Consider the following 26762-nt stretch of genomic DNA (forward strand, 5'->3'; position numbering starts at 1 on the left):
AGCGGCTCCTTCAGCAGCGCTAGTAGTCGTCTTCATTAGTCGTCGCGGGGGTGGAGTGACAATAAGCCGGTGTCTTAGAGAGTCTCGAGGAAGCTCAAAATATCGCCCACCACCTGCTGCGGGGAGCGCACGCCTGTGCGTACCTTTAAATCCGCAACCTTGGTGTAGAGCGGCCGTCGCTCCTCCAAGAGTTGGGAATAACGCGCGAGGGGATCCGCCGACTCGAGAATCGGGCGGCTGGTACCCCCCATCGTGCGGGTGACGCCTTCTTCGGGTGTGATGTCGAGGTAGACGACGGTCAGGCTATCGAGCAAGTCCCGCGTCGATTCTGTCAGCACGGCACCGCCACCTAGGCTCACCACCCCGGTGGTAGCCAGCGCCTCGCGCACGACCTCGGCTTCCACTTCGCGGAATTCCGGCTCACCCAGCTCGGAGAAAATCTCGCCGCACTTCTTTCCATAGCGCGCCTCAATGAGGCTATCGGTATCAACAACGTCGCAGTTCAGTGCCCGCGACAGGCGGCGACCAATCGTGGTTTTGCCGGCACCGGGAGGTCCTACAAGGACGACGTGTGGGGAGTTCATGCGTCACCCCACTCCAGTCGGCCTGCCACGTAGTCCTGGTAGGCAGCGATGTTGCGCTTGGTTTCGGCGAGGCTATCGCCGCCGAATTTCTCCAGCACCGCACGCGCGAGAACGAGCGCCACCATCGCCTCTGCCACGACGCCGGCAGCCGGTACCGCGCAGACGTCGGAACGTTGGTGAATAGCGGTAGCCGCCCCGCCTGTGGCCATGTCAACCGTCTTGAGCGCACGCGGGACCGTGGAAATCGGCTTCATCGCCGCGCGGATGCGCAGCGTCTGGCCGTTGGTCATGCCGCCTTCCAGACCACCAGCGCGGTTAGTCTCACGATCCACGCCATTGTCGGTGCGGACCATTTCATCGTGCGCTTCGCTCCCGCGGCGGCGGGCCTCAGCGAAGCCATCGCCGACCTCGACGCCCTTGATCGCCTGAATACCCATCAAGGCGGCGGCGAGCTGTGCGTCGAGGCGGTCTTCACCCGAGGTGTGCGAGCCCAAGCCAATCGGCAGGCCTTCCACGATCACCTCGACAATGCCGCCCAGAGTGTCTCCCTGCTTTTTCGCGGTTTCGATTTCTGCGATCATGGACTCTTCCGCCGCCTTATCGCAGGCGCGTACCGGTGAAGCGTCGATAGCCTCAAGGTCCGCGAAGCTAGGATGCGGGCCCTCATAAGGTTCTGAGGCGCCGATGGAAATGACGTGAGACAGCACCTCGACTCCCAAGGATTCGCGGAGGAAGTTGCGCGCGACCGTGGCCGCGGCCACGCGAGCAGCGGTCTCGCGTGCGGAGGAACGCTCCAGAATCGGACGAGCCTCCGCGTGATCAAACTTCACCATGCCGGCGAAATCGGCATGCCCCGGGCGGGGACGAGTGAGCGGGGCGCCGCGGCCAGATGCCATCGCCTTAGCGGTCTCCGTGTCATCGAGATCGAGCGCGTCCGGGGACATGATGGTGGTCCACTTCGGCCACTCCGTGTTGCCGATCATGATGGCAATTGGGCTGCCCAGAGTCAGTCCGTGGCGAATGCCACTGAGCAAGGTGAGCTCATCGGCCTCGAACTTCATGCGGGCACCGCGGCCATAGCCGAGGCGGCGGCGAGAGAGCTGGAGAGCGATGTCGTCTTGGGAAACGGGAACCCCGGCGGGCATGTGCTCGATGAGTGCAACGAGTGCCTGGCCGTGAGATTCACCTGCGGTAGTCCAACGAAGCATGCGGACTATTATCACACGCTAGGGGATCTTTCGGGGGCACTGGGCCGTCTATCACACCGTGTCGGGGCTAAAGAACACGACAAGGGCTGCAGCAATGAGCATGCCGGGCCCGTGCGCGGGTTTCCGATCCTGCGTTATGAACCCCCAGAGCAGCGTGCTCAGCGACGCCCCTACCATCGCTAACGCTACCCCTGGTACTCCCGCCGCGTGGGCGGTCACCATGCCCAGTGGCAACGCCAGCTTGAGATCACCCCCGCCCACGCTTCCGGCACGGCTCAGCAAGGCAACCAGAATACAAAGCCCCGGCCATAGCAGCCCGGCTGGGTCGAACCACCACAGCGACAGCACGGCGGCCGGCAGTGTCAGATAGTTGGGCAGGCGTTTGAAACGCAGGTCATAAACGATTAAGGCGCACCCCCACGCCAGAAAAAGCACATCCCCCATGACTGCGCAGCCTACCGTGCGGGGTGCTGCCGCGCATGCTGTTGATTAAGGCAGCTTGAGCGCAGCGTTGAGAGCAGCCAGCATCTCTGCCCGCGGGGCGGTGTGCCCGGTAAATTGTTCAAACTGCGAATAAGCCTGGTTGGCCAGCATGATGTGCCCGCCGACGGTCGGATAGCCATCAGCAGCCGCATACACAGTTAAAGGCGTAGGCCATGGATCGTAGATAACGTCGAACACCGGAGCCTTGGCCAACTGGGTCAGATGCTCTTCCACTGCGGCGGAGGGAACAGTGGAGACGATGAGGTCCACCGAACGCGCTAACCCCGCGAGATCATCACCAAAGGATGCTGGGTGGAGGGAGAGGCCAAGGGCGTCGCCCAGCGGGCGTAGCTCGTCGAGGCGGTCGGAGCGATTGAGCACGGTGACATCGGTGACACCACGCTGGGCTAGTCCCCACAGGACCGGCCGTGCAGTACCGCCTGCACCGATGAGCAAAGCCGTCGCGGGCTGAGAGGACCCCAGCAGCTCGTCGAGCGCGCCCAGCACGCCTTCCGTATCCGTGTTGTCCGCGCGCCACCCTTGCGGGGTGCGCACCAAGGTATTCGCGGAGCCGATGAGCTCGACGCGCTCGCTCACGATGTCTGCGCAAGCCAAGGCGTCGAACTTCAATGGCATGGTCACCGAGAAACCTCGGTACTCTTCCCCTACCTCGGCGAGGAAGGCAGCCAAGTCGGTCACTTCGAACCTGGTGTAATCCCAGTCCTTCAGGTTCAGCGCATCATAGCCGGCCTTATGGAGGACCGGGGATAACGAATGCTCGATGGGGCTGCCTAAAACTGCGGCGCGCGGCATCCTATTACTGCTCCTCTGCTGGTGGCTCGCCGGCGCCTTCGCGCTGGCTGTCCAGGATGCCAGAGCGCACCGCATCATCGACGTTGGCGAGGTGCTCATCATAGTTGTCGGTAAAGACCGTCGTGCCCTTGTCATCAACCGTGACGAAGAAGAGCCAATTGCCCTCTGCCGGGTTCTCCATAGCCTGGATGGCCTCCTCCGACGGCGAGGCGATCGGGGAATCCGGAAGACCATCCTTCGCATAGGTATTCCACGGGGTTTCGCGGTTACGGTCCTCATCGGTGGTGGCCAGCTCGACGTCCTCGAGACCGTAGTTCACAGTGGAGTCCAATTCCAAGCGCATCGGCTCGTCGAGGCGGTTGAGGATGACACGGGCAACCTTGTCGAACTCACCGGCCGGCGACTCACGCTCCACCAGGGATGCTGCGGTCAGAAGCTCATAGGGCTTCAGGCCGATGGCCTGGGCGCGGTCGACAATGTTGGTGTCGTTGTACTTCTTCGTCGAACGAGTGATGAGATCGGTCAGGATCTCCTGGGCATCCATGTTCGGGTCAAGCACGTACTGACCCGGGGCGATAAGCCCCTCGATACGCTTGGGATCCTCGCCGCGGGCACGGACCTCCTCCACAGCCCAGTCCGGAGCACCCAGTTCGGCTGGGTCTACCGTGGCCGCGATCTTCTCCAGTTCCTCGGCGGATACGCAACCGCCCTCCTTACAGGAGACCTGTGAGATCAGAGAGTAAATACCAAACCGGACATCGCCCCCCAGTACGTTGACGTCCAGCAACGTCGCTCCGCCGTGCACGTCGAGCAGGTCCACCATGTTGGCGTCATCAAGCAGTGCCTCCACGGCGGATTTGGCGCTCATCTCCTCTTGGAGACGGTAAAACCCGGGCTTGATTTGGCTCGCGCGCGGATTGGAATTGGCCGCCGAAGAGAAAGCCTCAGGCGTCTTCACCACATTCTTTTCTGCTAACTCGGGTGCCAGTTCTCCCATGGATGAGCCTTCCGGGACCTGAACGAGCTGTGTTACACCATTGCCTTGTCCCTCATAGTCCAAGGTATTGCCCCCTCCCAACAGGCGGAAACCGATGTAGCCGAGGCCGCCGATGATGAGGACAAGGCTGGCAATAAGCACGGCCATGCCGCGCTGGCGGCGCTTGACGTACTGGGGTTCCATCGAGCGTCCGATGCGTGAAGGTTTACGGCTCACGTACTTCGTCTCCTAGGTTTGAAGGGCTGTGGCCGTTCAACGCGAAATGGCGCGCATCCAGCCAGGATTGCAAAATTTCCACCGCGGCAGCTTGGTCGATAACCGAACGGCCGCGTTTCTCTGACACGCCAGAGGCTCGCAGTGCAGATGATGCCACCACTGTGGTGAGGCGCTCATCCACCATGCGCACAGGCGGAGGTGTGTTTATCGTGTCATCTTTTGCCAAGCGGCGGCGGATACGAAACGCGATTTCTTTGGCATGTTTAACACTTGATGAGCCGTTGCCCTTGAGATCACGCGGCAAACCGACTGCCACCTCGACGACGTCATACTCGTGAATAAGCTCAAGCAGTCGGTCGATGTCACCCTTGTCGCGGTCCTTAAACCCGGTTTCGCGGCGGACGGTCTCGACCGGCATAGCCAGGCGGGCATCCCGATCGGACACCGCCACGCCGATTCGGACGGTTCCGACGTCAAGACCCAACCGGCGCCCAGGTCCGGGATCGTCTGCTCCTGGCTTATCGGGCTCTACGGCCATGGTGTTCCTCCTGGTCCTGAGAGTCAGCTACTGCTGCACACCTACTCGTGCGCATCCATTAGTGGGTTTCGAGCTCATCACGGACTGCGTCGAAGGCAGCCTGCAGACCTTCGGCGTTTGCGCCGGAGCCTTGAGCCATATCGGGCTTACCGCCGCCCTTGCCGTCAACGTAGCCGGAAACCAGCTTAACCAAGTCACCAGCCTTGACACCGCGCTCAATGGCGGGCTTCGTAGCACCCACGATGAATGGCAGCTTGCCGCCCTCGTTCTCCGATGCCAAGACAACCACACCGGCGACATCACCGAGGCGGTTCTTGATATCAGAGGCCAGCGTGCGCAGGTCACCACCGTTCACACCCTTAGGGAGCTTGACGGCCACGATGGTGAAATCGTTGACGGTCTTCGCCGTAGAGATCATGTCCGCAGTCTGGGACATGAGCTGGGCCTTGTGCAGCTCTGCAATCTGCTTCTCTGCGGCCTTGAGCTTCTCCGTCAGCTGCGCGATGCGCTCCGGCAGGTCCTCGGTCTGGACCTTCAGCTCGCGAGACACACCTTCCACCAGGGCTGCTTCCTTGGAGTAGTAACGGAAGGCATCCAAGCCCGAATAGGCCTCGATGCGGCGCGCACCGGAACCCACGGAGGATTCACCAAGGACAGACACTGGACCGATCTCTGCGGTGTTCTTCACGTGCGTACCGCCGCACAGCTCGATGGAGAAGGGCCCTCCCATCTCCACGACGCGGACCTCGGAACCATAGTTCTCACCGAACAGGGCCATCGCGCCCATCTCCTTGGCCTTGTCCAAGGAAGTCTCGATGGTATTGACCGGGAAGTGCTGGTCTACCGCCTGGTTAGTCACCAAAGCGATCTCATCGAGCTGCTCCTGGGTGAGCTGGTCGGTGTAGTTAAAGTCAAAGCGCAAGTAACCCGGTCGGTTCAAGGAGCCAGCCTGGACAGCGGTCGGCCCCAGCACCTGGCGCAGCGCGGCGTGGATGAGGTGCGTGGCGGAGTGCGCCTGCACGGCACCGTGGCGCCACTGCTGGTCTACCTCGGCTGTTACGCCAGTGCCCAGTTCAAGGCCACCAGCGGTCACCGTAGCTTTGTGGACCCACAGCCTCTTGCCGATCTTCTGCACGTCATTGACCTCAAGGAGGGTTTCACCGGCAATGATCCGGCCTCGGTCGGCGGTCTGGCCACCGGCTTCGGCGTAGAGCGGCGACTGGTCCAGAATTACCTCGACGGTGTCGCCTGCTTGGACTTCAGAGACCTTCTCGCCATCGCGGACGAGGCCGAGTACCTTGGCTTCGGACTCCAAGGTCTCGTAGCCCGTGAACAGAGTCGGATGGTTATCCACCCACTCGCGGTAGAGCGACAAGTCGGCGTGACCATGCTTCTTAGCCTGGTTATCAGCTTTGGCACGGCGGCGCTGCTCGCCCATGGCGGCATCAAAGCCCTCCATGTCCACGCTAAGGCCAGCTTCTTGGGCCATCTCCAATGTCAAGTCGATGGGGAATCCATAGGTATCGTGCAGTTCAAACGCCTTCTCACCGGACAGCACCTTCGGGGTGGCCGCGCGGGAGGTGCTCTTTAGCTCGTCGACAGCTTCGTCGAAAAGCTTGGTGCCCGACTCCAGGGTCTTGAGGAAGGCCTTCTCCTCCGCCACGGCGACGCGCAGGATGCGCTCACGGTTCTCCGCAATCTCCGGGTAGGACGGAGTCATGGTGTCCATGATGGTGTTCATGAAGCGTTCCATGGTCTCACCCTTCGCACCCAGCAGCTTGGCGGAGCGGATGATACGGCGCAGCAGTCGGCGCAGGATATAGCCACGGCCCTCGTTACCGGGGGTAACGCCATCCAGGATGAGCATCATGCCGGTGCGCGAGTGGTCCGCCACCACGCGGAAGCGGATCAAGTCTTCCTTCGGCGCATCGGGCGTGTATTTCGCCCCGGTGAGTTCCTCGGCAACGTCAATGACCGGGCGCAGCAGATCCGTCTCGTAGACGTTGTCCACGCCCTGCAGGATGCAGGCAACGCGCTCGATGCCCATGCCGGTATCGATGTTCTTCTTAGGCAACGGGCCGAGAATCTCAAAGTTGCCCTTGCCGATGCCTTCGCCGCGCTCGTTCTGCATGAAGACCAGGTTCCAGATCTCCATGTAGCGGTTATCGTCCGCGACGGGCCCACCGTCCTGACCATATTCCGGACCACGGTCATAGTAAATCTCAGAGCACGGACCGCACGGGCCAGGAATACCCATGGACCAGTAATTATCCTCCATGCCGAGGCGCTGAATGCGCTCGCGGGGAACACCGATCTTGTTGTGCCAGATATCGGCTGCCTCATCATCATCGAGGTAGACCGTGACCCACAAACGCTCGGGATCTAGCCCCAAGCCGCCATCCTCTACCGAGTTCGTCAACAGGTTCCAGGCGTGGGTGATAGCACCCTCCTTGAAGTACTGGCCAAAGGAGAAGTTGCCTGCCATCTGGAAGAAGGTGTTGTGGCGGGGGGTGATGCCTACTTCCTCGATATCCAAGGTGCGCACGCACTTCTGGATGGAGGTCGCCGTACCGTTAGCAAAAGGCGGGTTCTGCTGGCCCAAGAAGTAGGGCTTGAAGGGAACCATGCCGGCGTTGACGAAGAGCAGGTTCGGGTCATCCAGGATCAGCGACGCGCTGGGGACGGCTTCGTGGCCGGCCTTGACGAAGTGCTGGGTAAAGCGTTCCCGGATCTCATGAGTCTTCACGAGCAAAAGTCCTTCACTGTTGAGAGGTTTCTAGTCAGCGCTCAACTTTACCCGTCCGGTGCTGTGCTTAGCGACGCCGCCCCCGGATGATGTCCCGCAACCTTCCCAGGTACTCGCGCACGCGCTTTTCCGCTCCGTGGTCGGTGGGCTGATAATACTCGGCATCGGCCAGCGTCTCCGGCAGATACTGCTGGGCTAGAACACCGCGTGGATCATCATGCGGGTACTGATAGCCGACGGCGTTACCTAGGCGCTTAGCACCCTCGTAGTGCCCGTCGCGCAAGTGCGGCGGGACGTAACCGCTCTTACCGGCCCGGACATCGGCCTGAGCAGAATTGATGGCATTAATAACGGAATTCGACTTCGGCGCAGTAGCCAGGTGGATCGTGGCCTGAGCCAGCGGGATGCGCGCCTCGGGCAGGCCGATCAGCGCAGCGGCCTCCGCGGCGGCCACGGCGGTGGGTAGCGCGGTGGGGTCGGCCATCCCAATGTCCTCTGAGGCGTGCACGATGAGCCGGCGCGCAATGAAGCGCGGGTCTTCGCCGGCCTCAATCATGCGGGCAAGGTAGTGCAATGCGGCGTCCACGTCGGAGCCGCGGATGGACTTGATGAACGCGGAAACGACGTCATAGTGCTGATCGCCGTCACGGTCATAGCGCACCACGGCGCGGTTGACGTTGTCTTTAAGGATGTCAACGGTCAGCTCGCCGCCATCCGGTACCGCCTCGGCCGCAGCCTCGAGGTAGGTCAGCGTTCGCCGCGCATCTCCCCCGGCGAGCAGCACCAGTTGGTCCAGAGCGTCTTCCGTTGCGGTGATCCGCCCGGCTAAGCCGCGCTCGCTCGTCAGCGCTCGCTCGGCGAGAGTGCGCAGGGAGGCGTCGTCAAGCGGCTCCAAGTGCAGCAGCAGCGAACGCGAGAGCAGAGGCGCCACCACGGAGAAGGAGGGGTTCTCGGTGGTAGCTGCCACGAGTAGCACCGTCCGGTTTTCCACCGCAGCCAGCAATGCGTCCTGCTGGGTTTTGGAAAAGCGGTGCACCTCATCGATAAAGAGCACTGTGCGGCGGCCCTCAATCAGCTCGCGGCGAGCATGCGTGATGACTTCCCGTACCTGCTTGACGCCGGAGTCGAGGGCGGACAGGCCGATGAAGTTATCCCCCAGAGAGGACGCGATCAGCGAAGCCAGGGTCGTCTTTCCGGTGCCTGGCGGGCCGTACAGGATGACGGAGGCCTCGCCGGAGCCCTCGACGAGGCGCCGCAGCGGAGTCCCGGGTTCCAGAAGGTGCTTTGGCCCACTACTTCGTCGAGGCTTTGCGGCCGCATGCGCGCGGCCAGCGGTGACCCCGAATGAGTCGCAAAAATATCGGGGCCACCCGGCAGGCTTGGCGCTGATTGGTCGTCGCCGAAGAGTGACTCCTGCCCCATCAGGACTCCCGGAGACGGGAGGCCACAGCGCGACCGAAAGCGGCAACAGTCGAGCACCCATCGTGCTTACACTGCGCGGCAAAACGTGAGAGCGCTTCGAAAGTTTCATAAAGGTCGCGCCGAATCAAGAGCTCATCCTCGCTGAACGGGCCGTGATCGGAGCGGCGCAGCAGCGAGCGACGCGGGTCACGATAAATCTCGGCGTTACCCTCCGCCAGTGCTACTACCCCTTCAATCCCACCGGCATACATGGTGGTCACGCTCGACAAAGCCCAACCAATGAGACAAGCGACTATCAGCTCATGCAGTGTTTTCTCATCCGCCAGCTGCGGCCACACGTCGACGACCCGGCGCTGCCAGGCTTGGATGAAGACGTCCGCCTCAGAATCCGTAATCGGGCGGCTGAAGAGGAACTGTGGGAAGCCGGCGACAACGCAGGCTACATCAAAGCCCACGTTGCGAAAACCGGCCCACTCATAATCCAGGAAGGTCAGTGTTGTCCCCACGATGATGTTGTCTGGGGACAGATCGAAGGGCGTAAAAGCGCGGTTGCGGCCAGAACTAAAGCTCTGCATGGCGGTGCGGGCTAGTTCGCGGACGTGCTCTGGTGGCTCCAGTCCTGCTTCGCTGAGGATGTCCGCACCGATCAGGATGGAGCTTTTCAGAGACTCATCCCGCAGGGCTTGGTGCTCGGCGTATTCGGGATGCCGGCGCAACTGCCGGTTCAGCAGAGCCTCGTAATCCTCTTCGCGCCCAGCCGTGCCCGCGTGCATTTTGCCCAGCGCGCCGCCCAGGGACCTGAGCAGCTCTCCGCGTTCTTCGTCATTGCTGCGGGCAAGAGTGTCCGCCAGGGTGTCGCCATCGCCGGCGTCAGACAGCACCAAGATGCGCTTCTCGACGTCGTGTGCGAGCAGTACTGGGCCTGGGCGAACCTCTTCGGACAACGCTGTGGTGAACTGATAGGCCACCACCTCACGCAGAAGGGCGGCGTCATCAATGGTGTGCCCGGTGACTGGGTTGTACTTGATGACCACCGAACGATGCGGGAAAAAGGCACTCGGTGACGTGCGGGCACGAAGCACCACGGCGTTGCCCGAACCAGTGAGTTGCTCGACGTCACTAAGCTCAGGCTCCCCGCCAAAGCGGCGCGAGAGCATCTGTGAGGCTTCCGCCACCACGGCATCCGCCACAGATTTTTTCTTGGACTCGTGTCCCATCGGATTCACTTGCTTGCCTGCTTCCACATATCGAAGGCCCAACTACATCACCGAGTTGAGCGACCTAGGACTCCTTCCCTGCCTTGTCGCCCTGAGCGGCCTTGGCTGCCTTCTCCGGCTTGAAATCCACGCCGGTCTCCTTGCGCTGCTCGGCAGGAATGGTGCCCGGAGCATCGGTCAATGGATCCACGCCGCCACCGGACTTCGGGAAGGCGATGACGTCACGAATGGAGTCGAAACCGCCCAGCAGGGAGACAATGCGGTCCCAACCGAACGCGATACCACCGTGCGGCGGGGCACCAAACTGGAAAGCGTCGAGCAGGAAGCCGAACTTTTCCTGTGCTTCTTCCTCACCGATGCCCATAACGTCGAAGACACGCTTCTGCACGTCCTGGTCGTGGATACGGATAGATCCGCCGCCGATCTCGTTGCCGTTGCAGACGATGTCGTAGGCGTAGGCCAGCGCCTCACCCGGGTTCTCGTCGAAGTTGTCCAGATACTCCGGCTTCGGCGAAGTGAAGGCGTGGTGTACCGCAGTCCACTTGGAGTGGCCCAGAGCCACGTCGCCGGAGGCGGTGGCATCAGCGGCAGGCTCGAACAGTGGTGCGTCCACAACCCAGGTGAAGGCCCAGTCGCCGTCCTTGATGAGATCCAGCTTCTTTGCAATCTCGCCGCGTGCTGCACCCAGAAGAGCGCGAGAAGACTTGGTGTCACCAGCCGCGAAGAAGATGGCGTCACCCGGCTTGGCGCCGACGTGCTCAGCAATGCCCTCGCGCTCGGCATCAGTAATGTTCTTGGCCACTGGGCCGCCCAAGGTGCCGTCCTCAGCGATGGTGATGTAAGCCAGGCCCTTCGCACCGCGCTGCTTTGCCCATTCCTGCCACGCATCGAACTGACGGCGCGGCTGGGAAGCTCCGCCTTCCATGACGACGGCGCCAACGTACTCGTTCTGGAACACGCGGAAAGTGGTGTCCTTGAAGAACTCGGTGCATTCCACGATCTTGATGTCGAAGCGCAGGTCCGGCTTATCGGAACCGTAGTACTTCATAGCGTCTGCGTAGGTCATGCGCGGAATCGGTGTCTTGATCTCGTAGCCGATGAGCTTCCACAGGGCGGAGATGATTTCTTCCGCGAGAGCGATCACATCGTCCTGATCAACGAAGGACATCTCGACGTCGAGCTGTGTAAACTCCGGCTGACGGTCCGCGCGGAAGTCCTCATCGCGGTAGCAGCGAGCGATTTGGTAGTAACGCTCCATGCCGGCCACCATGAGCAGCTGCTTAAACAGCTGCGGCGACTGCGGGAGTGCGTACCAGCTGCCCGGCTTGAGGCGGGCGGGCACGAGGAAGTCACGAGCGCCCTCCGGGGTGGAACGGGTCAGGGTCGGGGTTTCGATTTCAGTGAAATCATGGCTATCCAGGACCTGGCGAGCGGCGCGGTTAGCTGCCGAGCGCAGGCGCAGAGCCTCGTGCTGGCGCTCCCGACGCAGATCGAGGTAGCGGTACTTCAGACGGGTCTCCTCGCCGACCTCACCGGAGGAAGAAGGATCATCGATCTGGAATGGCAGCGCTGCAGACTTGTTGAGCACTTCCAGATCCGTAACGTTGACCTCAATCTCACCGGAGGCCAGGTTCGCGTTAGCGGAACCCTCTGGACGGGGCTCCACCACGCCGGTGACCTTAACGCAGTATTCGGAGCGCAGATCGTGGGCGCGCTCAGCCACCTCGGATTCACGGAAAACCACCTGGGCAACGCCGGAGCGATCACGCAGGTCAATGAAGATAACACCGCCGTGGTCGCGACGGCGCGCCACCCAACCCGTCAGGGTGACGGTCTCCCCCGCCATCTCTTTGCGCAGTTCGCCTGCCAAATGTGTACGCAGCACTCTCGTTCAATCCCTTCTCATCGTTGACGCTCGCACCCACACACGCCACGCGTAGACAGCACGCGCCGAGGGATGCAAGAACTTGAACGGCCCAAGTCTACCGCTCGCGCCAGACTTGCTCAGCGCTGGGGTAAACACCGAGCGCCGCCGAACGTCGAGCACTGGTACCCCCGCTTGACGCAGCTCCCCTCATCACACGCACATCACCGCCCGCATATGGCAAAATCTGGACCATGACTTTCAAATCTGGCGCCAACTTTGATGGCAAGCGAGCAAGCTCCGGCGGCGGGGGCCGCGGCGGCATGATCGCTACCGGCGGCGGCATTGGTTCCCTCCTCCTCATTGGCCTCTATCTCTTGCTTGGCGGCGATCTTGGTGACATCACCGAAAGCAGCCCTCAGCCCGACCAAACCCAGGTCGGCCCAGAGGAAAGCGGAGAGGATGCCTTCGCACACTGCCAAACTGCCGAGGACGGCAATAAGTACGACGACTGCCGCGTCATGTTCGCCGCCCAGTCCGTCGACAAGGTCTGGACCCAGCAGCTGCCGGATCAGGCAGGCATCGAGTACGTCGAACCCGGCCGCGTCATCTTTAACAACACCACTATGTCCGGCTGTGGCCAAGCCTCCGGCGCCACCGGGCCGTTCTACTGCCCGGCCGATGAGTCCGCCTATTTCGACACCGCGTTCTTCGATCAGCTCCGCAACTTCGGTGGGGATAATGCACCTCTGGCACAGATGTATATCGTCGCCCACGAATTTGGCCACCACATTCAGAAGCTAGAGGGCACACTCAGCTTGTCCAATTACAACGAACCCGGCGAGGACTCCAACGCAGTGAAGATTGAGCTGCAAGCGGATTGCTATGCCGGACTGTGGGCACACTACGCCGACAAGGGTGAGGATGCTTTGCTCGAAACGATCACCGAACAGCAGGTCACCGACGCCGTCAACACTGCCCGCGCCGTGGGCGACGACAACATCCAGCGCCGCTCTGGCGGCGAGGTACGCCCCGATACCTGGACACACGGCTCCTCTGAGGACCGAGCACAATCCTTCCTCGCCGGATATAACAGCGGAAAGATGGAGCAGTGCGACACTTTGGGTCGAGGCGTATATAAGTCTTAATACCGAGCGTCAAAAATGTTGGTGTGTCCACCGAAAGGCCACACCACCCCCAAATGTGCCACAAAATGTGCAGATTAAATTCAAATACATGAGGTGTTTACCTGCCGGCAATCTTGATGCTTTACCCTGATCAAGTTCCCGCCGGTTCGTGGTGGGATCCGCTCTGTCTTTAAAAACATAAAAGAACTGTGCGTGATGTCATCACCTGCACCGCAGCAGGTACGTTAATCCCCATCATTATTGACGCTTTTACCTTGCCCGCGGCAGCCCGCGCTTCCTCATCACGCAGCGTTCTCTTCATGAAAGGAACGACGTTTTGAGCACCGCCACGCCGACGATGCCTGATCTCGAAACGATGAATGGTAAGAACAAGGACTGGATTTGGCACTTGTTCTTCGGCGCCATCACCGCTGTTACTCTTGTCCTCTTCATCATTTGGGGCAACGGAGAGGTTGCTGAGGGCGCTAACAAGATCGTCCTTGTTACCGCGATCATCTTCGCCGTATTCATGGCCTTCAACATTGGTGGCAATGACGTCGCCAACTCTTTCGGTACCTCCGTGGGTGCGGGAACCCTCTCTATGAAGCAGGCCCTCGCTGTTGCGGCGGTTTTTGAGGTATCCGGCGCGATCCTCGCCGGCGGCGAGGTTACCGACACCGTCCGCTCCGGCATTGTGGACCTCGACGCCATTGACGGGCTCGACCCCATGGAGTTCGTCTACATCATGATGGCGTCGCTGCTCGGCGCGGCCATCTGGCTGCTCGTCGCTACCCGCATGGGCTGGCCGGTTTCTACGACCCACTCCATCGTCGGCGGTATCGTCGGCGCCGCGCTGACCGTCGGCTTCGTCACCGGCAAGGGCGGAATGGACATGGTGCAGTGGGGCGGCATTGGCACCATTGCTTTCTCCTGGGTACTTTCACCAGTTCTTGGCGGTGTTGCCGCTTACCTGCTGTTTAGGTGGATTAAGGCTTCCATCCTCGTCTACAACGACGCCGCAGACGAGCGTCTGCGCGACATCAAGGTTCGCCGCGCTGAGCTGCGCAAGGAGCACAAGACCCGCTTCGAGCGCATGAACGAGCTGCAGCAGATTTCCTACACCAACGCCATGGCCCGTGATGCCGCCCTCACCGCGGAAGATGATTACGATCCAGAGGCGCTCGAGTCCGACTACTACCGAGATTTGCACAACCTCAACAAGGATCTCGAGGACGTCAACGCGCACCGCGCACTAGAGAACTGGGTCCCGCTGCTGGCAGCATTGGGCGCTGTTATCATCTCCGCGATGATGCTCTTCAAGGGCCTCAAGAACACCGGCGTTGACTTCTCCACACTTGAGAACCTCCTTGTCATGGGCATGGTAGGTGCCGTGGTCTGGATGGCCGTCTTCATCTTCGCCCGCTCTCTGAAGAAGAAGTCCCTGTCCCGCTCCACCTTCCTCCTCTTCTCTTGGATGCAGGTCTTCACCGCCTCCGCCTTCGCGTTCTCGCACGGCTCGAACGACATCGCCAACGCCATCGGCCCCTTCGCCGCCGTCTTCGATGTCCTGCAGACCAACCGGATTTCTGACGAAGTCACCGTCCCGCTGCCGGTCATGGTGGCTATGGGCATTGCCCTCGTTTCTGGCCTGTGGTTCATCGGCCGCTTCGTTATCCAGACCGTCGGTTCCGGCCTGACCCAGATGCACCCCTCCTCCGGTTTCGCCGCTGAGCTGGCTGCCGCTGCCGTTGTCATGGCAGCCTCCCTCCTAGGCCTCCCGGTTTCCTCGACGCACATCCTCATCGGTGCTGTCCTTGGCGTCGGCATCGTCAACCGCGCTGCTAACTGGAACCTGATGAAGCCCATCGCCCTCGCATGGGTCATCACTCTCCCAGCCGCCGCTGCCATCGCAGCTGTGACGGTCTCCATCCTGCGCGTCGTGTTCTAGTCTCAACACAACACGCGCACAGGGCATCGTACCCAGTCGCCGCGAGTCTCCTGCCGCCTCGGGATACTCGCGGCTTCTTTGTTTTCTCTGTCCACCAGCGACCACTGGGGTTTGAGAGCACCCGTACACTGGGACGGCATGAGCGATAACTCCCTGGCCAGATTCTTTTCCGCATTCAACGACATTGAGCAGTTTCTCCGCCAGGCCGTCGGGGCCAAGAACTCCGACTCCTTCTGGTGGATTGTCGACCGCGCACACGACAAACACCTGCTCAGCAAGCGCCAGGCAGAGCAGCTCAAGGACTTAGGTAATCTGCGCAACGCCATCGCCCACGGCCGCTATTTCGACGGCGAGCCCATCGCTACCCCGCACCCACAGGTGCTGGCGCAGCTAGAGAACCTCCAGCGGCTTCTTACAGATCCGCCCACGGCACAGTCCTTACTCGCCAACCGTGAGGTCACCACACTTGGCCCCGATACCCCGATCATAGAGGCTCTCCGGCTCATTAATAGGACCGGCTATTCGCAGATCCCGATTTATGATTCCGGCGCTTACCAAGCCCTCCTCACGACCAATGTCATCGCCCGCTGGGTCGCAGCAGATTTGGGAGACGATGGTGTGGTCAACGCGGCGTCGATTAGCGCCGTTCTAGAGTTTGCAGAGAAGAAGGACAGGGCCGAGTTCCTTCCCCGCACCGCCAGTGCGCAAGAGGTCATCGATGCCCTCACCGAACCCGCGGCGGACGGCACGCATCCTAGTGCGGTTCTCCTTACCGAGCAGGGCAAGCCTTCGCAGCGCCCGCTCGCCATCGCAACGCCAGCGGATCTTGCAGTCTTGGTCGACGCCCTTGAGTGGGAATAATTACCCGGCTAAACTTTGTTGACATGTCACAGAGAGGAGTATGGCATGCAATTTGGAGTCTTTAGCATCGGTGATGTCACGCAAGATCCCACCACCGGTCGCACCCCCACCGAGGCCGAGCGCATCCGCGCTATGACAGAAATCGCCCTCAAGGCAGAGGAGGTGGGCCTCGACGTCTTCGCCACCGGCGAGCACCACAACCCACCCTTCGTCCCGTCCGCACCCACCACCCATCTGGCCTACATCGCGGCGCAGACGAAGAACCTGCACCTCTCCACTGCCACCACGCTGATCACCACCAACGACCCCGTCCGGCTTGCAGAGGACTACGCTTTTCTCCAGCACCTGGCTGACGGGCGCATCGATCTCATGTTGGGCCGCGGTAACACCGGTCCGGTTTACCCGTGGTTTGGCAAAGATATCCGCGAAGGCATCCCTCTGGCGGTGGAGAACTATCACCTGTTGCGCCGCCTCTGGCGCGAACCTGTCGTGTCCTGGCAAGGAAAGTTCCGCACCCCACTGCAGGGATTCACCTCCACGCCAGCCCCGCTTGACGGTATCCCGCCCTTTGTGTGGCACGGATCCATCCGCTCCCCGCAGATCGCTGAGCAGGCGGCCTATTACGGTGATGGTTTCTTCCACAACAACATCTTCTGGAACAAGGAACACACCGCGAAAATGGTGAACCTCTACCGCACCCGCTACGAATCCTACGGTCATGGTCGCGCGGATCAGGCCATCGTGGGCCTCGGCGGGCACGTCTTCATCGGGTCTACCGAGCAGGAGGCGAAGGATTTCTTCCGCCCCTACTTCGACAACGCTCCGGTCTACGGCCACGGCCCTTCCTTGGAAGAATTCACCGCACAAACCCCGCTGACGGTAGGCACGGTGGAGCAGGTGGTAGAACGAACCCTGCAGTTCGCCGACTGGGTGGGCGACTATCAGCGCCAGCTCTTCCTTATCGATCATGCCGGCCTCCCGCAAGAGGTGGTGCTGGAGCAGATTGAGATTCTAGGGACGCAGGTCGTCCCTGAGCTGCGCCGCCGCTTTGAGGAACGCCGCCCGGATCATGTACCTTCTGACCCACCAACGCACGCCACGCTCGGTAGTTATGAGCCACACGCGTTGGTCAATCCTGGAGAGGAGAAGTAGATGCGGTCACTCGTTGTCGTTACGGCCGGGTTGTCATCGCCGTCCTCGACGCGCGCGCTTGCCGACGCCCTCTCGGCCGCCACCTCCGCCCACGTCACCGCGCGGGGCGAAGGCACCGACATCACCGTCGTGGAGCTCCGGGACCTCGCGAGCGAGCTAGCTGAAGCAATGACGAACTGGGTTTCGCCCACGCCCCGCCTTAACGCGGCTCAGTCCGCGGTGCTGGATGCCGACGGCCTCATCGCGGTCAGTCCCGTGTTCCAGGGCAGTTACTCGGGACTGTTCAAGATGTTCTTCGACACCTTGGAGCCACATTCCCTGGAGGGGCTTCCAACCCTCATCGCGGCCACGGGCGGCTCCAGCCGTCACGCCTTGGTGTTGGATTATGCCCTGCGCCCACTACTCAATTACTTGCATGCCACGGTGGTCCCCACCGGGATCTTCCAGGCCACGGAAGACTTTGGCACTGCTGAGGGCGCGCGCAATGAAAAGCGCATCGAGCGCGCCACGGGCGAGCTCGCAGACCTCATGGTGCGCCCGCTCGACCGCGTAGCTGGCCTTGCCGGCTCTCTCGGCGAACCGCGCAACACGCACCAGGGTTCTACCGGGAAGGCACCTGATTCGGGCTCAGGGGGATTCCGCGAACTCCTGTCCCGCCACGACGGCCAACCGGGCTAAGCAACTACTGGGGGCGCTCGGTACTATCGTAAGGCGTAACTTATCTAACGCTTCTAAGGAGGTTTAACCCCCCATGACAATTAGCGTGACCGACATCTTCTCGATCGGTATCGGTCCCTCCTCCTCCCACACCGTGGGCCCGATGCGTGCTGCTAAGGCCTTCCTCGAGACCCTTGAGCAACACCCGGCAAAGGTCCACATCGAACTGCGTGGCTCTTTGTCCGCTACCGGCCGTGGACACGCTACGGACCGGGCCGTCATTCTAGGCCTCGCCGGTTGGGATCCGCTCTCCGTTCCGCTCGATGCTGAGCCACGCGCCGATGCCTTCATCCCTACCGAGGGCAGCATCAGCGGCCCGGCAGGCGAGGTGGACTACAGCATCGAATTCAACAACGAGCCGGTGCCCGAGCACCCGAACTGCCTCATTTTCACTGCTTGGGACAAAGACGGCTCCATCCTCGCCGAGAACGCGGAGTATTTCTCCGTCGGTGGCGGGTTCATCCTGTCCCGCGAGGAGTTTGATGCCCAGCTTCAAACCGACTCCGGCGTTCCAGCAGGTGTCGCCGCGGCGACTGCTGAGGACACCGTTCCTTATGAGTTCCAATCGGGTGAGCACCTGCTTCACCTGTGCGCTGCCAATGACATGGCCATTTGGGAGATCGTTGCGGCAAACGAGGCTGTGCTTCACCGCGACGAGGGCGGTCTCGACTACGTCTACCAACACCTCGACCTTGTGTGGGACATTATGCGCGAATGCGTGACCGAGGGAATCTCCACCAAGGGAATCTTGCCTGGTGGCCTGCGCGTCAACCGCCGCGCGCCGCAGATGTACCAACAGTTGTTGGCCAAGCAGGACGACGAATCCTGTGGCTTCTCTGCGATGGAGTGGGTAAACCTCTACGCGCTCGCCGTCAACGAGCAGAATGCCGCCGGCGGCCGCGTCATCACGGCGCCGACGAATGGTGCTTGTGGCATCATCCCGGCAGTGCTCCATTATGCCCGCGACTTCATGGCGGACTTCACGCGCGCCGATGCCCGCCGCTACCTGCTGACCGCGGGTGCCGTTGGCATCATCATCAAGTCCAATGCCTCCATTTCAGGCGCCGAGGTGGGCTGCCAGGGTGAGGTAGGCTCCGCCTCCTCCATGGCGGCGGCCGGCATGGCCGAACTGCTTGGGGGAACTCCGGAGCAGGTAGAGAATGCTGCCGAGATCGCGCTTGAGCACAACCTCGGCTTGACCTGCGACCCGGTCGGCGGCCTCGTGCAGATTCCCTGCATCGAGCGCAACGCCATCGGTGCCGTCAAGTCCATCAACGCCGCACGCCTAGCCCGCATGGGCGAGGGAACGCACCACGTTACCCTCGATAACGCGGTACGCACGATGGCCGAAACGGGGCGCGACATGCTCTCCAAGTACAAGGAGACCTCGCTCGGTGGCCTAGCGAAGACGATGGGCTTCACCGTCTCCCAGGTGGAGTGCTAAACCAGCTGACGAAGCTGCTTGACGACGTCCCCCACGGGGACGTCGTGCTGCTCGTGCGCGCGAAGATCCTTGAGCGCCACGGTGCCGGCCTCTAGCTCTTGGTCACCGAGGACGAGGGCGAAACGCGCGTTAGCGCGGTCAGCGCCCTTCATTGCGCCCTTGAGGCCGCGGTCACCGAAGGACATGTCCGCGGAAATACCGGCCTTGCGGAGGTCATCAATGATGCTGACCATCTTCTTCTTTGCCGCAGCGCCCAAAGCAACGCCATAAACGGCCACGCGCTCTTCGACGCCGTCGAGCTCCACGCCCTCGGCTTCCAGGGCCAAAACCGTGCGGTCCACTCCGAGGCCGTAGCCGATACCGGACAACTCCTGTCCGCCGAGCTGAGCCATGAGCCCGTCGTAGCGGCCGCCGCCGCCAATGCCGGACTGCGCGCCGAGGCCATCGTGGACGAATTCGAAACAGGTCTTCGTGTAGTAATCGAGACCGCGGACCATGCGCGGGTTGATGGTGTAGGGCACGCCCATGTCATCGAGCAGGCCAGTGACCGTCTCAAAGTGCTCGCGGCACTCGGCATTGAGGTGGTCGAGCATCAGGGGGGCGTCGACAAGCTGCTCCTGGACTTCCGGGCGCTTGTCATCGAGCACGCGCAGCGGGTTCAGCTCCGCGCGGGCCCTGGTTTCTTCGTCTAGATCCAGCTTGAACAGGAACTCCTGCAGCTTCTCGCGGTAGGCCGGGCGGCAGTCGTGGTCACCCAAGCTGGTCAGCTCAAGGCGGAATTGGCTCAGGCCTAGGCTGCGGTAGGAGCGATCCGCCAAGGCAATGATCTCTGCGTCCAGCGCCGGATCATCCACGCCGATGGCCTCCACTCCGACCTGCTGCAGCTGGCGGTAACGGCCCGCCTGCGGGCGCTCGTAACGGAAGAAAGGACCATAGTAGTTCAGCTTGACCGGCAGTTGGCCGCGGTCGAGGTTGTGTTCAATGACCGCACGCATGACACCAGCGGTGCCTTCTGGGCGCAGTGTCACGGAACGATCGCCACGATCGGCGAAGGTGTACATTTCCTTGGACACAACATCCGTGGACTCCCCCACACCGCGGGCGAACAACGAGGTGTCCTCGAAGATAGGGAGCTCGATGTGTTGGAAGCCGGACAGGTGTGCCTGGTGCACGAAGGTGTCGCGCACCTTGGCAAAGATGGCCGATTGCGGCGGGACGTAGTCCGGCACACCTTTGGGCGCGGACAGGGCTTTGAACTGCTTCTTATCACTCACGCCCTTTAGAGTACATCCCCCGCTGCGCGTAGAAACGGATTAGTCGCGCGTTCACGACGCATAGTCGTGGTCGGGCCATGGCCCGGCAAGATAGCAAGGGAGTCATCGAGGCCCCACACCGGGCCGCGCAAGGAACGCTGCATCGCGGCGTGGTCGGAGTGCGGCAAGTCGGTGCGCCCGATGGAACCCTTAAACAGCACGTCGCCCGTCAGGGCAACCTCCTCAGCCACGAGAATGACGCATCCGGGCGAGTGACCTGGTGCATGGAGCAGCTTGAACTCAAGGCCAACCAGATTCAACGTTTCTCCGCCGATCAAGTCGCGACGGTCCGCCACCTGCTTCATGGAGGCGGCAGCAAAGAGCATCTGCGATTCGGGGGACACACCGGAGCCATCCACAAGCATAAACGCGTCATCTGGGTGGATGTAGACCGGTAGGTCGAACTCGGCGGCATCGCGCGTGTGGTCAATGTGGCCGTGGGTGAGCACGACGGCCTCAAACTCCAAGGACTTCTCACGCGCGAGCTGCTCAAGCTTCTCGCGCGTGTGCATCCCTGGGTCCACGATGAACGCCCGGGATCCGTTAGCCACCACATAAGTGTTGGTTTTATAAGGCCCGGCGGCGAAACCGTAGATTTCGGGAGCGGGCATTACTTGAGCGATGCCAAAGCTGCGTCGTAGTCCGGCTCAGTCGTGACCTCCGGAACCAGCTCGGTGTAGGTCACCTTGTGGTCCTCGTCGGTGACGATGACCGCGCGGGCGAACAGGCCCTTGAGTGGGGACCCCTCTAGCACGAGGCCCAGCTTATCCGCGAAGTCAGAGCGGAAGTCAGAGGCGCTGACGACATTCTCAATGCCCTCAGCTGCGCAGAAACGCTCCTGTGCGAACGGCAGGTCACGAGAGACAGACAGAACAACAGTGTTCTCCAGTCCAGCCGCCTCCTCGTTGAACTTGCGCAGCTGCGCCGCGCACACACCAGTGTCGACGGATGGGAAGCATGAAACGACGAGGCGCTTGCCGGCGAAGTCTGCCTTGGTCAGCTCTGCCAGATCGGTACCGACAAGGGTGAAGTCCGGCAGGACCTCACCAACCTTGGGCAGCTCGGCGTTGGTTTCGACGGGTTCATTCTGAAAATTCGTTGTAGCCATGGCACCCAAGCGTACTGACGCGCGGGGCGTCGCGCCATGATGTAGGACGGTGCGGTTAGGATAGGTGAGTCGAAAGTTGTGAACCACCACTGTGGAGGAAACATAGGTGTCTACTAACAGCCAGCGCTTGGATGATGCGCTCAACCAGCTCGATCGCGAGCTGAAGTCCCGCGACCGTAAACAGAAGAGCCGCCCACTTGGCGTTGTTGTGATGGCAGCCGTCGTCATTATTGCCCTCGTCGGCGGAATCTGGTTCTTGGCTACCCGCTCGTCGGAGGAAGAGGAGATTCAGGCCGAGGAGAGCTCGGCCGCGGAGACCACAACCGAAGCCCCCACCGCCGAGCCTTTGATCGGCAAGCGTGCCACACCGCTGGGTGACACCGTAACGTGTGAATACCCAGAAGCAGGTGACGCCTCCCGTGAGGTGCCTACGCCTAACGGCAAGGACATTCCAGCCAAGGGTGAGGTGACCGTCAACTTCGCCACCAAGCAGGGCGACATCGAGATGACCCTCGACCGCTCCCTAGCTCCGTGTACCGTCAACGCAATCACGGACATGATTTCGGCCAAGTACTATGACGACACCGTGTGCCACCGCATGACCGATGGCGGCATCTTCGTTCTGCAGTGTGGCGACCCGACCGGCCAGGGCGCCGGTGGACCAGGCTTCCAGTTTGCCAACGAGTACCCCACCGATGAGTCTGACGATGCCGCCAAGGCACAGCCTGCCCTGTACCCGAAGGGCTCCATCGCGATGGCCAACGCCGGCGAAGATACCAACGGTTCGCAGTTCTTCATTAACTACAAGGACTCGACGCTTCCTCCCTCCTACACCTACTTTGGTGATTTGACGGAGAAGGGTCAGAAGACCATCGACGCTATCGCTGCTAAGGGCGTCAAGGATGGACAGTCTGACGGAGAGCCCGCCGAAGAGGTGCGCATCACCAAGGCAACCATCGAGGGATAAGTTTTACCCCCTTTACGGTGACTAGCCCCACTCGCGTTCAGCGAGCGGGGCTATTTCTTTACCACTCCGCCCCACCCCGCCCGGTACTAAGAATTTCTTAGCCTTGAGCAGTTCATTTGGCAAACCACTCACCCACCACAGGCACCTCTGTTTAATATCCGCAGCTCACATACGGCGGCCAGCAGATACACAGACTCACCAACTAATTGCCAAATCTCTTGCAAATCGCACAATGTCTCAGTAGCATCTGTGAGGTCTTTGAAATTCCCGAGATCTTAAGGAACGAGAATGAAGTTCTTCTCCCGTAAGGCCCTTGTTGCTGCCGCTACCGCTGCAACCGTTTCCCTGTCCGGCGTGTCCGTTGCTTCCGCTGAGGACACCGCAGTCGTAACCAACGAGTCCGCAGACTCCGAGTCCACCACGGACAACAACAAGGAGACCGACAACTCCGAGTCCGAGAACGACAAGGAGAAGGAAGAGGAGTCCTCTTCTTCCTCCTCCAACGACTCTGAGGGTTCCTCCATCACCGACATGAAGCCGTCTGAGATCCGCGACTGGATCGCAGTCTTCACCGCCATCATCGGCGCTCTGGGCACCGTCTTCGCCTTCTACCAGAAGAACTTCGCTCCTAACGCGAAGTAATTCGGTTTCTCTTTCCACCCTCTCCAAAGATTAGGACACTCCACCATGAAGTTCTTCTCCCGTAAGTCCCTCGTTGCCGTTGCTACCGCTGCGACCATCACCTTCTCCGGCACCGCTGTTGCTTCCGCTGCTCCGGTCGAGAACGATAGCTCCTCCGCTGCTTTCTTCGCTCTCTCCTCCGACGATGAGGGCAACGTCAGCCCGAAGGAGATCCGCGAGTGGATCAAGGTTATCACCTCCATCATCGGCGCCATGGATGACGCATTGCGTCTCGGCGACAAGCTCGCTGGCAACTAAGCCGCAAGCACGTAAGTCTCCTCCCGCGTTCAACGCGCCGGAGGAGATTTTTCGTTTTGCGGGCTGGCCATCCCCCGTTTGACCGTTACTGCCCTAGACACTGCTGCCCTGGACGTGCTGCCTTAGTTGCCAAAGTTTTCCCTCCCGCCCCGGGGATCGGGCTATGTTTTCGTCACGTAGGGCAGTCTGGTCCCCACCCCATGAGGCTCGCGCTCTCGTGTGGAATGGAGAAAGGTATCTCGGCACGTCCTTCAGGACTCCAACCCTCACAGTGGTTAGCAGGTCTAACAGCTGGCGAGAATCTATTCGCTATCCTTTTGCGAGTCTTCTTCGACTTCTTCGATGCGCTCGGCGCCGAGGATATCCTTAAACACTGAAGCGTCGACAAGCTGGCCACGGCGGATGACCGAAATCTGACCAGTCGGTTCCAGAATCATAAGCTGGACGTCGCTACGCCGTCCGAGCCCCGCCTTGCGCACAGCGGAATTGATATCCCTCTCGGTGATGTGCGCAAAATGCATGTTGTCCTCTTGCAGTTCCCCCTTGTACACCAAAAGGACCGGTTTTCGGTCAATGAACCTCGACCACCTCACCAGCTGTCTGAAGGTGCCGAAAGCGGCCTCCAACAACATGAGCGTAAACAGTCCGATGATGCCGGCGGCAAGCGTGGGCGGGTTGCCTACGATGACGCGTCCCGAAACCGCACCAAACATAATGATGATGACAGCATCTGAGGCCGTGATAGACGTCAGCACCCGACTACCGAAAAGCTTGACCAAGAGCATGAAAGCCAAGTAGATGCCCAGCGTTGCGAACATCACCACCGGGATGCGGTGAGGCTCGATGCCGAGCTGATACATTGCCTCGCGTCCAAATAGCCTCAGTGTATCCACAGCTTCCCACCATACCTTCCGCATGCGAAAAGCCCGCACCTCAGTGCGGGCTTTAGGAACGAGACTGACTAGATGTTGAACTGCTTGCGCAACTGCTCAATCATCTGCTGTACCGGAGCCGGTAGCGCGCCTGCCGGCAGGTTAATAGCGCCAATCACAGCGGCAATGGCAGCGGCAATCGCTACGGTGATCCCCACGCCCAGGCCAACGGAGGACGCTACATCCTTGTTGGAGCCGTTATCCTTCGGATCCTTCGGGTTCTCTGGGTCCTTCGGGTCCTCGTCGTTACCCGCGCCCTCAAGGGTGATAGGCAGGACAGCCTTAGTACCAGCATCCGTGGTGATGGACAGCTTCTGCTCGCCCTCTAGGCCCTCCGGGATGGTGAGCTTGACGGTTGCGCGGCCACGCTCGCCAAACTGCTCATCACCCGGCTGTGCTGCGTTATCAATGCCTGCCTCAGCCTTAGCGTCACCCAGTGCAACGGTGACCTTCTTAGCCTGCGGCTCCTCAGCGTTGGAGTAGTTCAGGGAAGACAGGTCAATGGTAATCTCGCTGCCCGGCTTCAGGTCCCCCTCAATGTGAGCACCGATCTGACCCTGGCCGGTGCGGACCTTGGACTCTCCGGACGCAATGTAGTCAATCATCGCCTGGGTGTCCATGTGGCCAACGTCATTGCGGTTCTTGATGGAACCGGGCTCGAAGAAGCCATCGCCGCCTGCTTCCGTATCGCTGGATGCGAGGAAGGAGGACAGAGCAATGCTGTAATTCTTGTTCGGGTCAATCGGTTCACCGTTAATGGTGACGGACTTAACACGCTTGCCTTGCTCAGCCTTCTGGTCGTAGACAACGGTGACATTGTTGGACAGGCCTAGAGCCAGACGTGGGCGGGACTGGCCAGGCTTCCACTGGTTTTCCAGTGCGGTGATGAAGTCAGCTCCGCTGACCTCAGCGGTAATCACGGAGTTTCCGAAAGGCTGAACAGCAAAGATGTCCTGGTATGTAACGTCACCTTCCTTGAGGTCGGCGCGCACACCGCCCGCGTTCATGACGCCAATTTCGATGTCCTTGCCCGCCGGCTTGGCTAGAGCGTAGCGCTGACCTTCCGCAATGAAGTTGTTAAGGGTGGACTCCACACCGCGGTTGGAACCGGTGTCCTTGCCCTCATCGGAGCCGCGGTACATGGCCTTCTCGGTGGTACCAGCAGTCTTGGCACCCTCAATCTCCGCTACTTTCTTTGCTTCCTCGACGACCTTAGCTACCTCGGGGTCGTCTTCGAGGCCCTGCAGCTGGGCGAAGACCTCTGCGTCGGCCACGTCGTACTGCTTGAGATCAATCTTGGTGATCTTCTTCTCGGCCTTGTCGAAGGTGATGTCGGCGTCGTTAAGCACCTTGCCGTACTCGTAGCCCTGTGCCCAGTACAGCGGCAATGCGCCCTCACGGGCAACCTCGCCCTGGGTCTTGACGTGAGTATCACCGCCAAAGAGGATGTCCACATCCTTGTTGAAGCCCTCAGCGAACTGCTGAGCATCCTCGTGCATGAGCGCCACAACAACCTCGGCCTCGCCGGATTCCTTCAGTCGGCTGGCTTCCTTATTGGTGGCCTCGACCGGGTCGGAGAACTCGACGCCCGGGATGGACGCAGCAGACACCTTGTACTTGGTGTTCTCAGTGACGGTACCAACGAAGCCCACCTTCACGCCGTCTACCTCCTTGACGAAGGAAGCATCGAGCAAGGGCTTGCCATCCTTGGTGACGTTGGCGCCCAGGATCGGGAAGTTGGACTGGTCCTTGATACGGCCCATAAGATCCTTATCGCCCTTGTCGAACTCGTGGTTGCCCACGGCCGTGACATCGAGATTCATAGCATTGAGGGCCTCGTTGGTGTACTTGTCCTCAGAAATCGCAGACACGAAAGCGGAACCGCCAACGTTATCACCGGAGGAGGTCAAGGCGTACTCCTGGTCCTTGTTGACGGCCTTGATGAGCGCAGCCATGCGAGCAGCACCCATCTCGGAGTAACCAACCAGTTCCTCGGTTTCCTTATCAAAGTTTTCGGCCAGCTCAAGGTGGCCGTGGAAGTCGGTGAAGTTGGTGACGGAGATGGTCACCTGGTCGGCCTCAGCGGCGAAGGCAGGTGCGCCGGAGACGGCAACGGCGGTAACGGTGGTGGCGGCCAACAGCTGGCCAAAGCGGCGGAAATTCACG

Annotated in this window: 23 protein-coding genes and 1 pseudogene; 9 read left to right on the top strand and 15 right to left on the bottom strand. The window is 60.9% G+C overall.

Features of this window, described 5'->3' with window-relative positions; translation table 11 throughout:
- Nucleotides 1-74: 74 nt before the first annotated feature.
- From HMPREF2993_RS00455 to aspS, 10 genes and pseudogenes are all read right to left on the bottom strand, one after another.
- The gene (locus tag HMPREF2993_RS00455; protein WP_070516947.1) at nt 75-584 is read right to left on the bottom strand and encodes a shikimate kinase; all 510 of its coding nucleotides are present in this window, start codon (nt 582-584) and stop codon (nt 75-77) included.
- Nucleotides 581-1792, bottom strand: a complete 1212-nt coding sequence (gene aroC, locus HMPREF2993_RS00460; RefSeq protein ID WP_070700383.1) for a chorismate synthase — start codon at nt 1790-1792, stop codon at nt 581-583. The genes HMPREF2993_RS00455 and aroC overlap by 4 nt, the downstream gene beginning before the upstream one ends.
- A 51-nt stretch (nt 1793-1843) precedes the next feature.
- The gene (locus HMPREF2993_RS00465) at nt 1844-2236 is read right to left on the bottom strand and encodes a prepilin peptidase (protein WP_070700386.1); all 393 of its coding nucleotides are present in this window, start codon (nt 2234-2236) and stop codon (nt 1844-1846) included.
- A gap of 45 nt (nt 2237-2281) precedes the next feature.
- The gene (locus HMPREF2993_RS00470; RefSeq protein WP_070700389.1) at nt 2282-3088 is read right to left on the bottom strand and encodes a shikimate dehydrogenase; all 807 of its coding nucleotides are present in this window, start codon (nt 3086-3088) and stop codon (nt 2282-2284) included.
- Nucleotides 3089-3092: 4 nt separating this feature from the next.
- On the bottom strand, nt 3093-4268 hold the full coding sequence (gene mltG / locus HMPREF2993_RS00475; protein WP_070513327.1) for an endolytic transglycosylase MltG: 1176 nt from the start codon (nt 4266-4268) through the stop codon (nt 3093-3095).
- A gap of 22 nt (nt 4269-4290) precedes the next feature.
- The gene (gene ruvX, locus HMPREF2993_RS00480; protein ID WP_070700392.1) at nt 4291-4839 is read right to left on the bottom strand and encodes a Holliday junction resolvase RuvX; all 549 of its coding nucleotides are present in this window, start codon (nt 4837-4839) and stop codon (nt 4291-4293) included.
- Nucleotides 4840-4897: 58 nt separating this feature from the next.
- A complete protein-coding gene (gene alaS, locus HMPREF2993_RS00485) occupies nt 4898-7585 on the bottom strand; it encodes an alanine--tRNA ligase (protein ID WP_070700395.1) in 2688 nt (895 codons plus the stop codon).
- Nucleotides 7586-7652: 67 nt separating this feature from the next.
- Nucleotides 7653-9007 (bottom strand): annotated as a pseudogene (locus tag HMPREF2993_RS00490) (replication-associated recombination protein A).
- Entirely contained in the window at nt 9007-10224 is a 1218-nt protein-coding gene (locus tag HMPREF2993_RS00495) for a phosphotransferase family protein (RefSeq protein ID WP_070516934.1), read from the bottom strand. The pseudogene HMPREF2993_RS00490 and the gene HMPREF2993_RS00495 overlap by 1 nt, the downstream one beginning before the upstream one ends.
- Before the next feature lie 64 nt (nt 10225-10288).
- Nucleotides 10289-12109, bottom strand: coding sequence for an aspartate--tRNA ligase (aspS, locus tag HMPREF2993_RS00500; protein ID WP_049154574.1), 1821 nt, complete (start codon nt 12107-12109; stop codon nt 10289-10291).
- Nucleotides 12110-12342: 233 nt separating this feature from the next.
- Here aspS and HMPREF2993_RS00505 point away from each other — a divergent pair, with 233 nt between their 5' ends.
- The 6 genes from HMPREF2993_RS00505 to HMPREF2993_RS00530 all read left to right on the top strand — a co-directional run bounded on the left by HMPREF2993_RS00505 (nt 12343) and on the right by HMPREF2993_RS00530 (nt 19337).
- A complete protein-coding gene (locus tag HMPREF2993_RS00505) occupies nt 12343-13236 on the top strand; it encodes a KPN_02809 family neutral zinc metallopeptidase (RefSeq protein ID WP_070679762.1) in 894 nt (297 codons plus the stop codon).
- 337 nt (nt 13237-13573) lie between these two features.
- Complete coding sequence (locus HMPREF2993_RS00510; protein ID WP_198525934.1) at nt 13574-15163, top strand: inorganic phosphate transporter; 1590 nt, start codon at nt 13574-13576, stop codon at nt 15161-15163.
- Nucleotides 15164-15301: 138 nt separating this feature from the next.
- A complete protein-coding gene (locus tag HMPREF2993_RS00515) occupies nt 15302-16024 on the top strand; it encodes a CBS domain-containing protein (protein WP_070700398.1) in 723 nt (240 codons plus the stop codon).
- A 45-nt stretch (nt 16025-16069) separates the two neighbouring features.
- The gene (locus tag HMPREF2993_RS00520) at nt 16070-17176 is read left to right on the top strand and encodes an LLM class flavin-dependent oxidoreductase (RefSeq protein ID WP_070700401.1); all 1107 of its coding nucleotides are present in this window, start codon (nt 16070-16072) and stop codon (nt 17174-17176) included.
- Nucleotides 17177-17854, top strand: coding sequence for an FMN reductase (locus HMPREF2993_RS00525; protein WP_049154570.1), 678 nt, complete (start codon nt 17177-17179; stop codon nt 17852-17854). It begins immediately after the preceding gene.
- Between the two features lie 73 nt (nt 17855-17927).
- Entirely contained in the window at nt 17928-19337 is a 1410-nt protein-coding gene (locus HMPREF2993_RS00530) for an L-serine ammonia-lyase (protein ID WP_070700405.1), read from the top strand.
- On the opposite strand, the gene hisS is transcribed toward HMPREF2993_RS00530, so the two are convergent.
- Genes hisS through tpx form a run of 3 tightly spaced genes read right to left on the bottom strand, consistent with a single transcriptional unit; the run spans nt 19334 to nt 21758 of the window.
- Nucleotides 19334-20611 carry a histidine--tRNA ligase gene (gene hisS, locus HMPREF2993_RS00535; protein WP_046648575.1) on the bottom strand — a complete coding sequence of 426 codons (1278 nt, stop codon included), beginning with the start codon at nt 20609-20611 and terminating at the stop codon, nt 19334-19336. The genes HMPREF2993_RS00530 and hisS overlap by 4 nt on opposite strands.
- A 5-nt stretch (nt 20612-20616) precedes the next feature.
- On the bottom strand, nt 20617-21261 hold the full coding sequence (locus HMPREF2993_RS00540; RefSeq protein WP_070513224.1) for an MBL fold metallo-hydrolase: 645 nt from the start codon (nt 21259-21261) through the stop codon (nt 20617-20619).
- On the bottom strand, nt 21261-21758 hold the full coding sequence (gene tpx / locus HMPREF2993_RS00545) for a thiol peroxidase (RefSeq protein ID WP_070513221.1): 498 nt from the start codon (nt 21756-21758) through the stop codon (nt 21261-21263). Before tpx ends, HMPREF2993_RS00540 begins: the two co-directional genes overlap by 1 nt.
- Before the next feature lie 106 nt (nt 21759-21864).
- On the opposite strand from tpx, the gene HMPREF2993_RS00550 reads away from it, so the two are divergent.
- The 3 genes from HMPREF2993_RS00550 (at nt 21865) to HMPREF2993_RS00560 (ending at nt 23664) form a co-directional block, all read left to right on the top strand.
- Entirely contained in the window at nt 21865-22725 is an 861-nt protein-coding gene (locus HMPREF2993_RS00550; RefSeq protein WP_046648581.1) for a peptidylprolyl isomerase, read from the top strand.
- A 288-nt stretch (nt 22726-23013) separates the two neighbouring features.
- Nucleotides 23014-23367, top strand: a complete 354-nt coding sequence (locus HMPREF2993_RS00555; protein WP_070516928.1) for a hypothetical protein — start codon at nt 23014-23016, stop codon at nt 23365-23367.
- Between the two features lie 45 nt (nt 23368-23412).
- A complete protein-coding gene (locus HMPREF2993_RS00560) occupies nt 23413-23664 on the top strand; it encodes a hypothetical protein (RefSeq protein ID WP_046648585.1) in 252 nt (83 codons plus the stop codon).
- A 302-nt stretch (nt 23665-23966) separates the two neighbouring features.
- Here the strand turns inward: HMPREF2993_RS00560 and HMPREF2993_RS00565 are convergent, their stop codons facing one another.
- Together HMPREF2993_RS00565 and HMPREF2993_RS00570 are read right to left on the bottom strand one after the other, a co-directional pair.
- A complete protein-coding gene (locus HMPREF2993_RS00565) occupies nt 23967-24524 on the bottom strand; it encodes a DUF421 domain-containing protein (protein ID WP_180963910.1) in 558 nt (185 codons plus the stop codon).
- Nucleotides 24525-24625: 101 nt separating this feature from the next.
- The gene (locus HMPREF2993_RS00570; RefSeq protein WP_049154883.1) at nt 24626-26761 is read right to left on the bottom strand and encodes a bifunctional metallophosphatase/5'-nucleotidase; all 2136 of its coding nucleotides are present in this window, start codon (nt 26759-26761) and stop codon (nt 24626-24628) included.
- Between the last annotated feature and the right edge of the window lies 1 nt (nt 26762).

Source organism: Corynebacterium sp. HMSC068G04 (genome assembly GCF_001814885.1).
Classification (GTDB): domain Bacteria; phylum Actinomycetota; class Actinomycetes; order Mycobacteriales; family Mycobacteriaceae; genus Corynebacterium; species Corynebacterium hiratae.

What these genes read in the sequence shown, in the direction of transcription:
- HMPREF2993_RS00455 (WP_070516947.1), bottom strand. Translation starts at nt 584, where the DNA reads ATGAACTCCCCACACGTCGTCCTTGTAGGACCTCCCGGTGCCGGCAAA.
- aroC (WP_070700383.1), bottom strand. Translation starts at nt 1,792, where the DNA reads ATGCTTCGTTGGACTACCGCAGGTGAATCTCACGGCCAGGCACTCGTT.
- HMPREF2993_RS00465 (WP_070700386.1), bottom strand. Translation starts at nt 2,236, where the DNA reads ATGGGGGATGTGCTTTTTCTGGCGTGGGGGTGCGCCTTAATCGTTTAT.
- HMPREF2993_RS00470 (WP_070700389.1), bottom strand. Translation starts at nt 3,088, where the DNA reads ATGCCGCGCGCCGCAGTTTTAGGCAGCCCCATCGAGCATTCGTTATCC.
- mltG (WP_070513327.1), bottom strand. Translation starts at nt 4,268, where the DNA reads ATGGAACCCCAGTACGTCAAGCGCCGCCAGCGCGGCATGGCCGTGCTT.
- ruvX (WP_070700392.1), bottom strand. Translation starts at nt 4,839, where the DNA reads ATGGCCGTAGAGCCCGATAAGCCAGGAGCAGACGATCCCGGACCTGGG.
- HMPREF2993_RS00495 (WP_070516934.1), bottom strand. Translation starts at nt 10,224, where the DNA reads ATGGGACACGAGTCCAAGAAAAAATCTGTGGCGGATGCCGTGGTGGCG.
- HMPREF2993_RS00505 (WP_070679762.1), top strand. Translation starts at nt 12,343, where the DNA reads ATGACTTTCAAATCTGGCGCCAACTTTGATGGCAAGCGAGCAAGCTCC.
- HMPREF2993_RS00510 (WP_198525934.1), top strand. Translation starts at nt 13,574, where the DNA reads ATGCCTGATCTCGAAACGATGAATGGTAAGAACAAGGACTGGATTTGG.
- HMPREF2993_RS00515 (WP_070700398.1), top strand. Translation starts at nt 15,302, where the DNA reads ATGAGCGATAACTCCCTGGCCAGATTCTTTTCCGCATTCAACGACATT.
- HMPREF2993_RS00520 (WP_070700401.1), top strand. Translation starts at nt 16,070, where the DNA reads ATGCAATTTGGAGTCTTTAGCATCGGTGATGTCACGCAAGATCCCACC.
- HMPREF2993_RS00525 (WP_049154570.1), top strand. Translation starts at nt 17,177, where the DNA reads ATGCGGTCACTCGTTGTCGTTACGGCCGGGTTGTCATCGCCGTCCTCG.
- HMPREF2993_RS00530 (WP_070700405.1), top strand. Translation starts at nt 17,928, where the DNA reads ATGACAATTAGCGTGACCGACATCTTCTCGATCGGTATCGGTCCCTCC.
- HMPREF2993_RS00540 (WP_070513224.1), bottom strand. Translation starts at nt 21,261, where the DNA reads ATGCCCGCTCCCGAAATCTACGGTTTCGCCGCCGGGCCTTATAAAACC.
- tpx (WP_070513221.1), bottom strand. Translation starts at nt 21,758, where the DNA reads ATGGCTACAACGAATTTTCAGAATGAACCCGTCGAAACCAACGCCGAG.
- HMPREF2993_RS00555 (WP_070516928.1), top strand. Translation starts at nt 23,014, where the DNA reads ATGAAGTTCTTCTCCCGTAAGGCCCTTGTTGCTGCCGCTACCGCTGCA.
- HMPREF2993_RS00560 (WP_046648585.1), top strand. Translation starts at nt 23,413, where the DNA reads ATGAAGTTCTTCTCCCGTAAGTCCCTCGTTGCCGTTGCTACCGCTGCG.
- HMPREF2993_RS00565 (WP_180963910.1), bottom strand. Translation starts at nt 24,524, where the DNA reads ATGTATCAGCTCGGCATCGAGCCTCACCGCATCCCGGTGGTGATGTTC.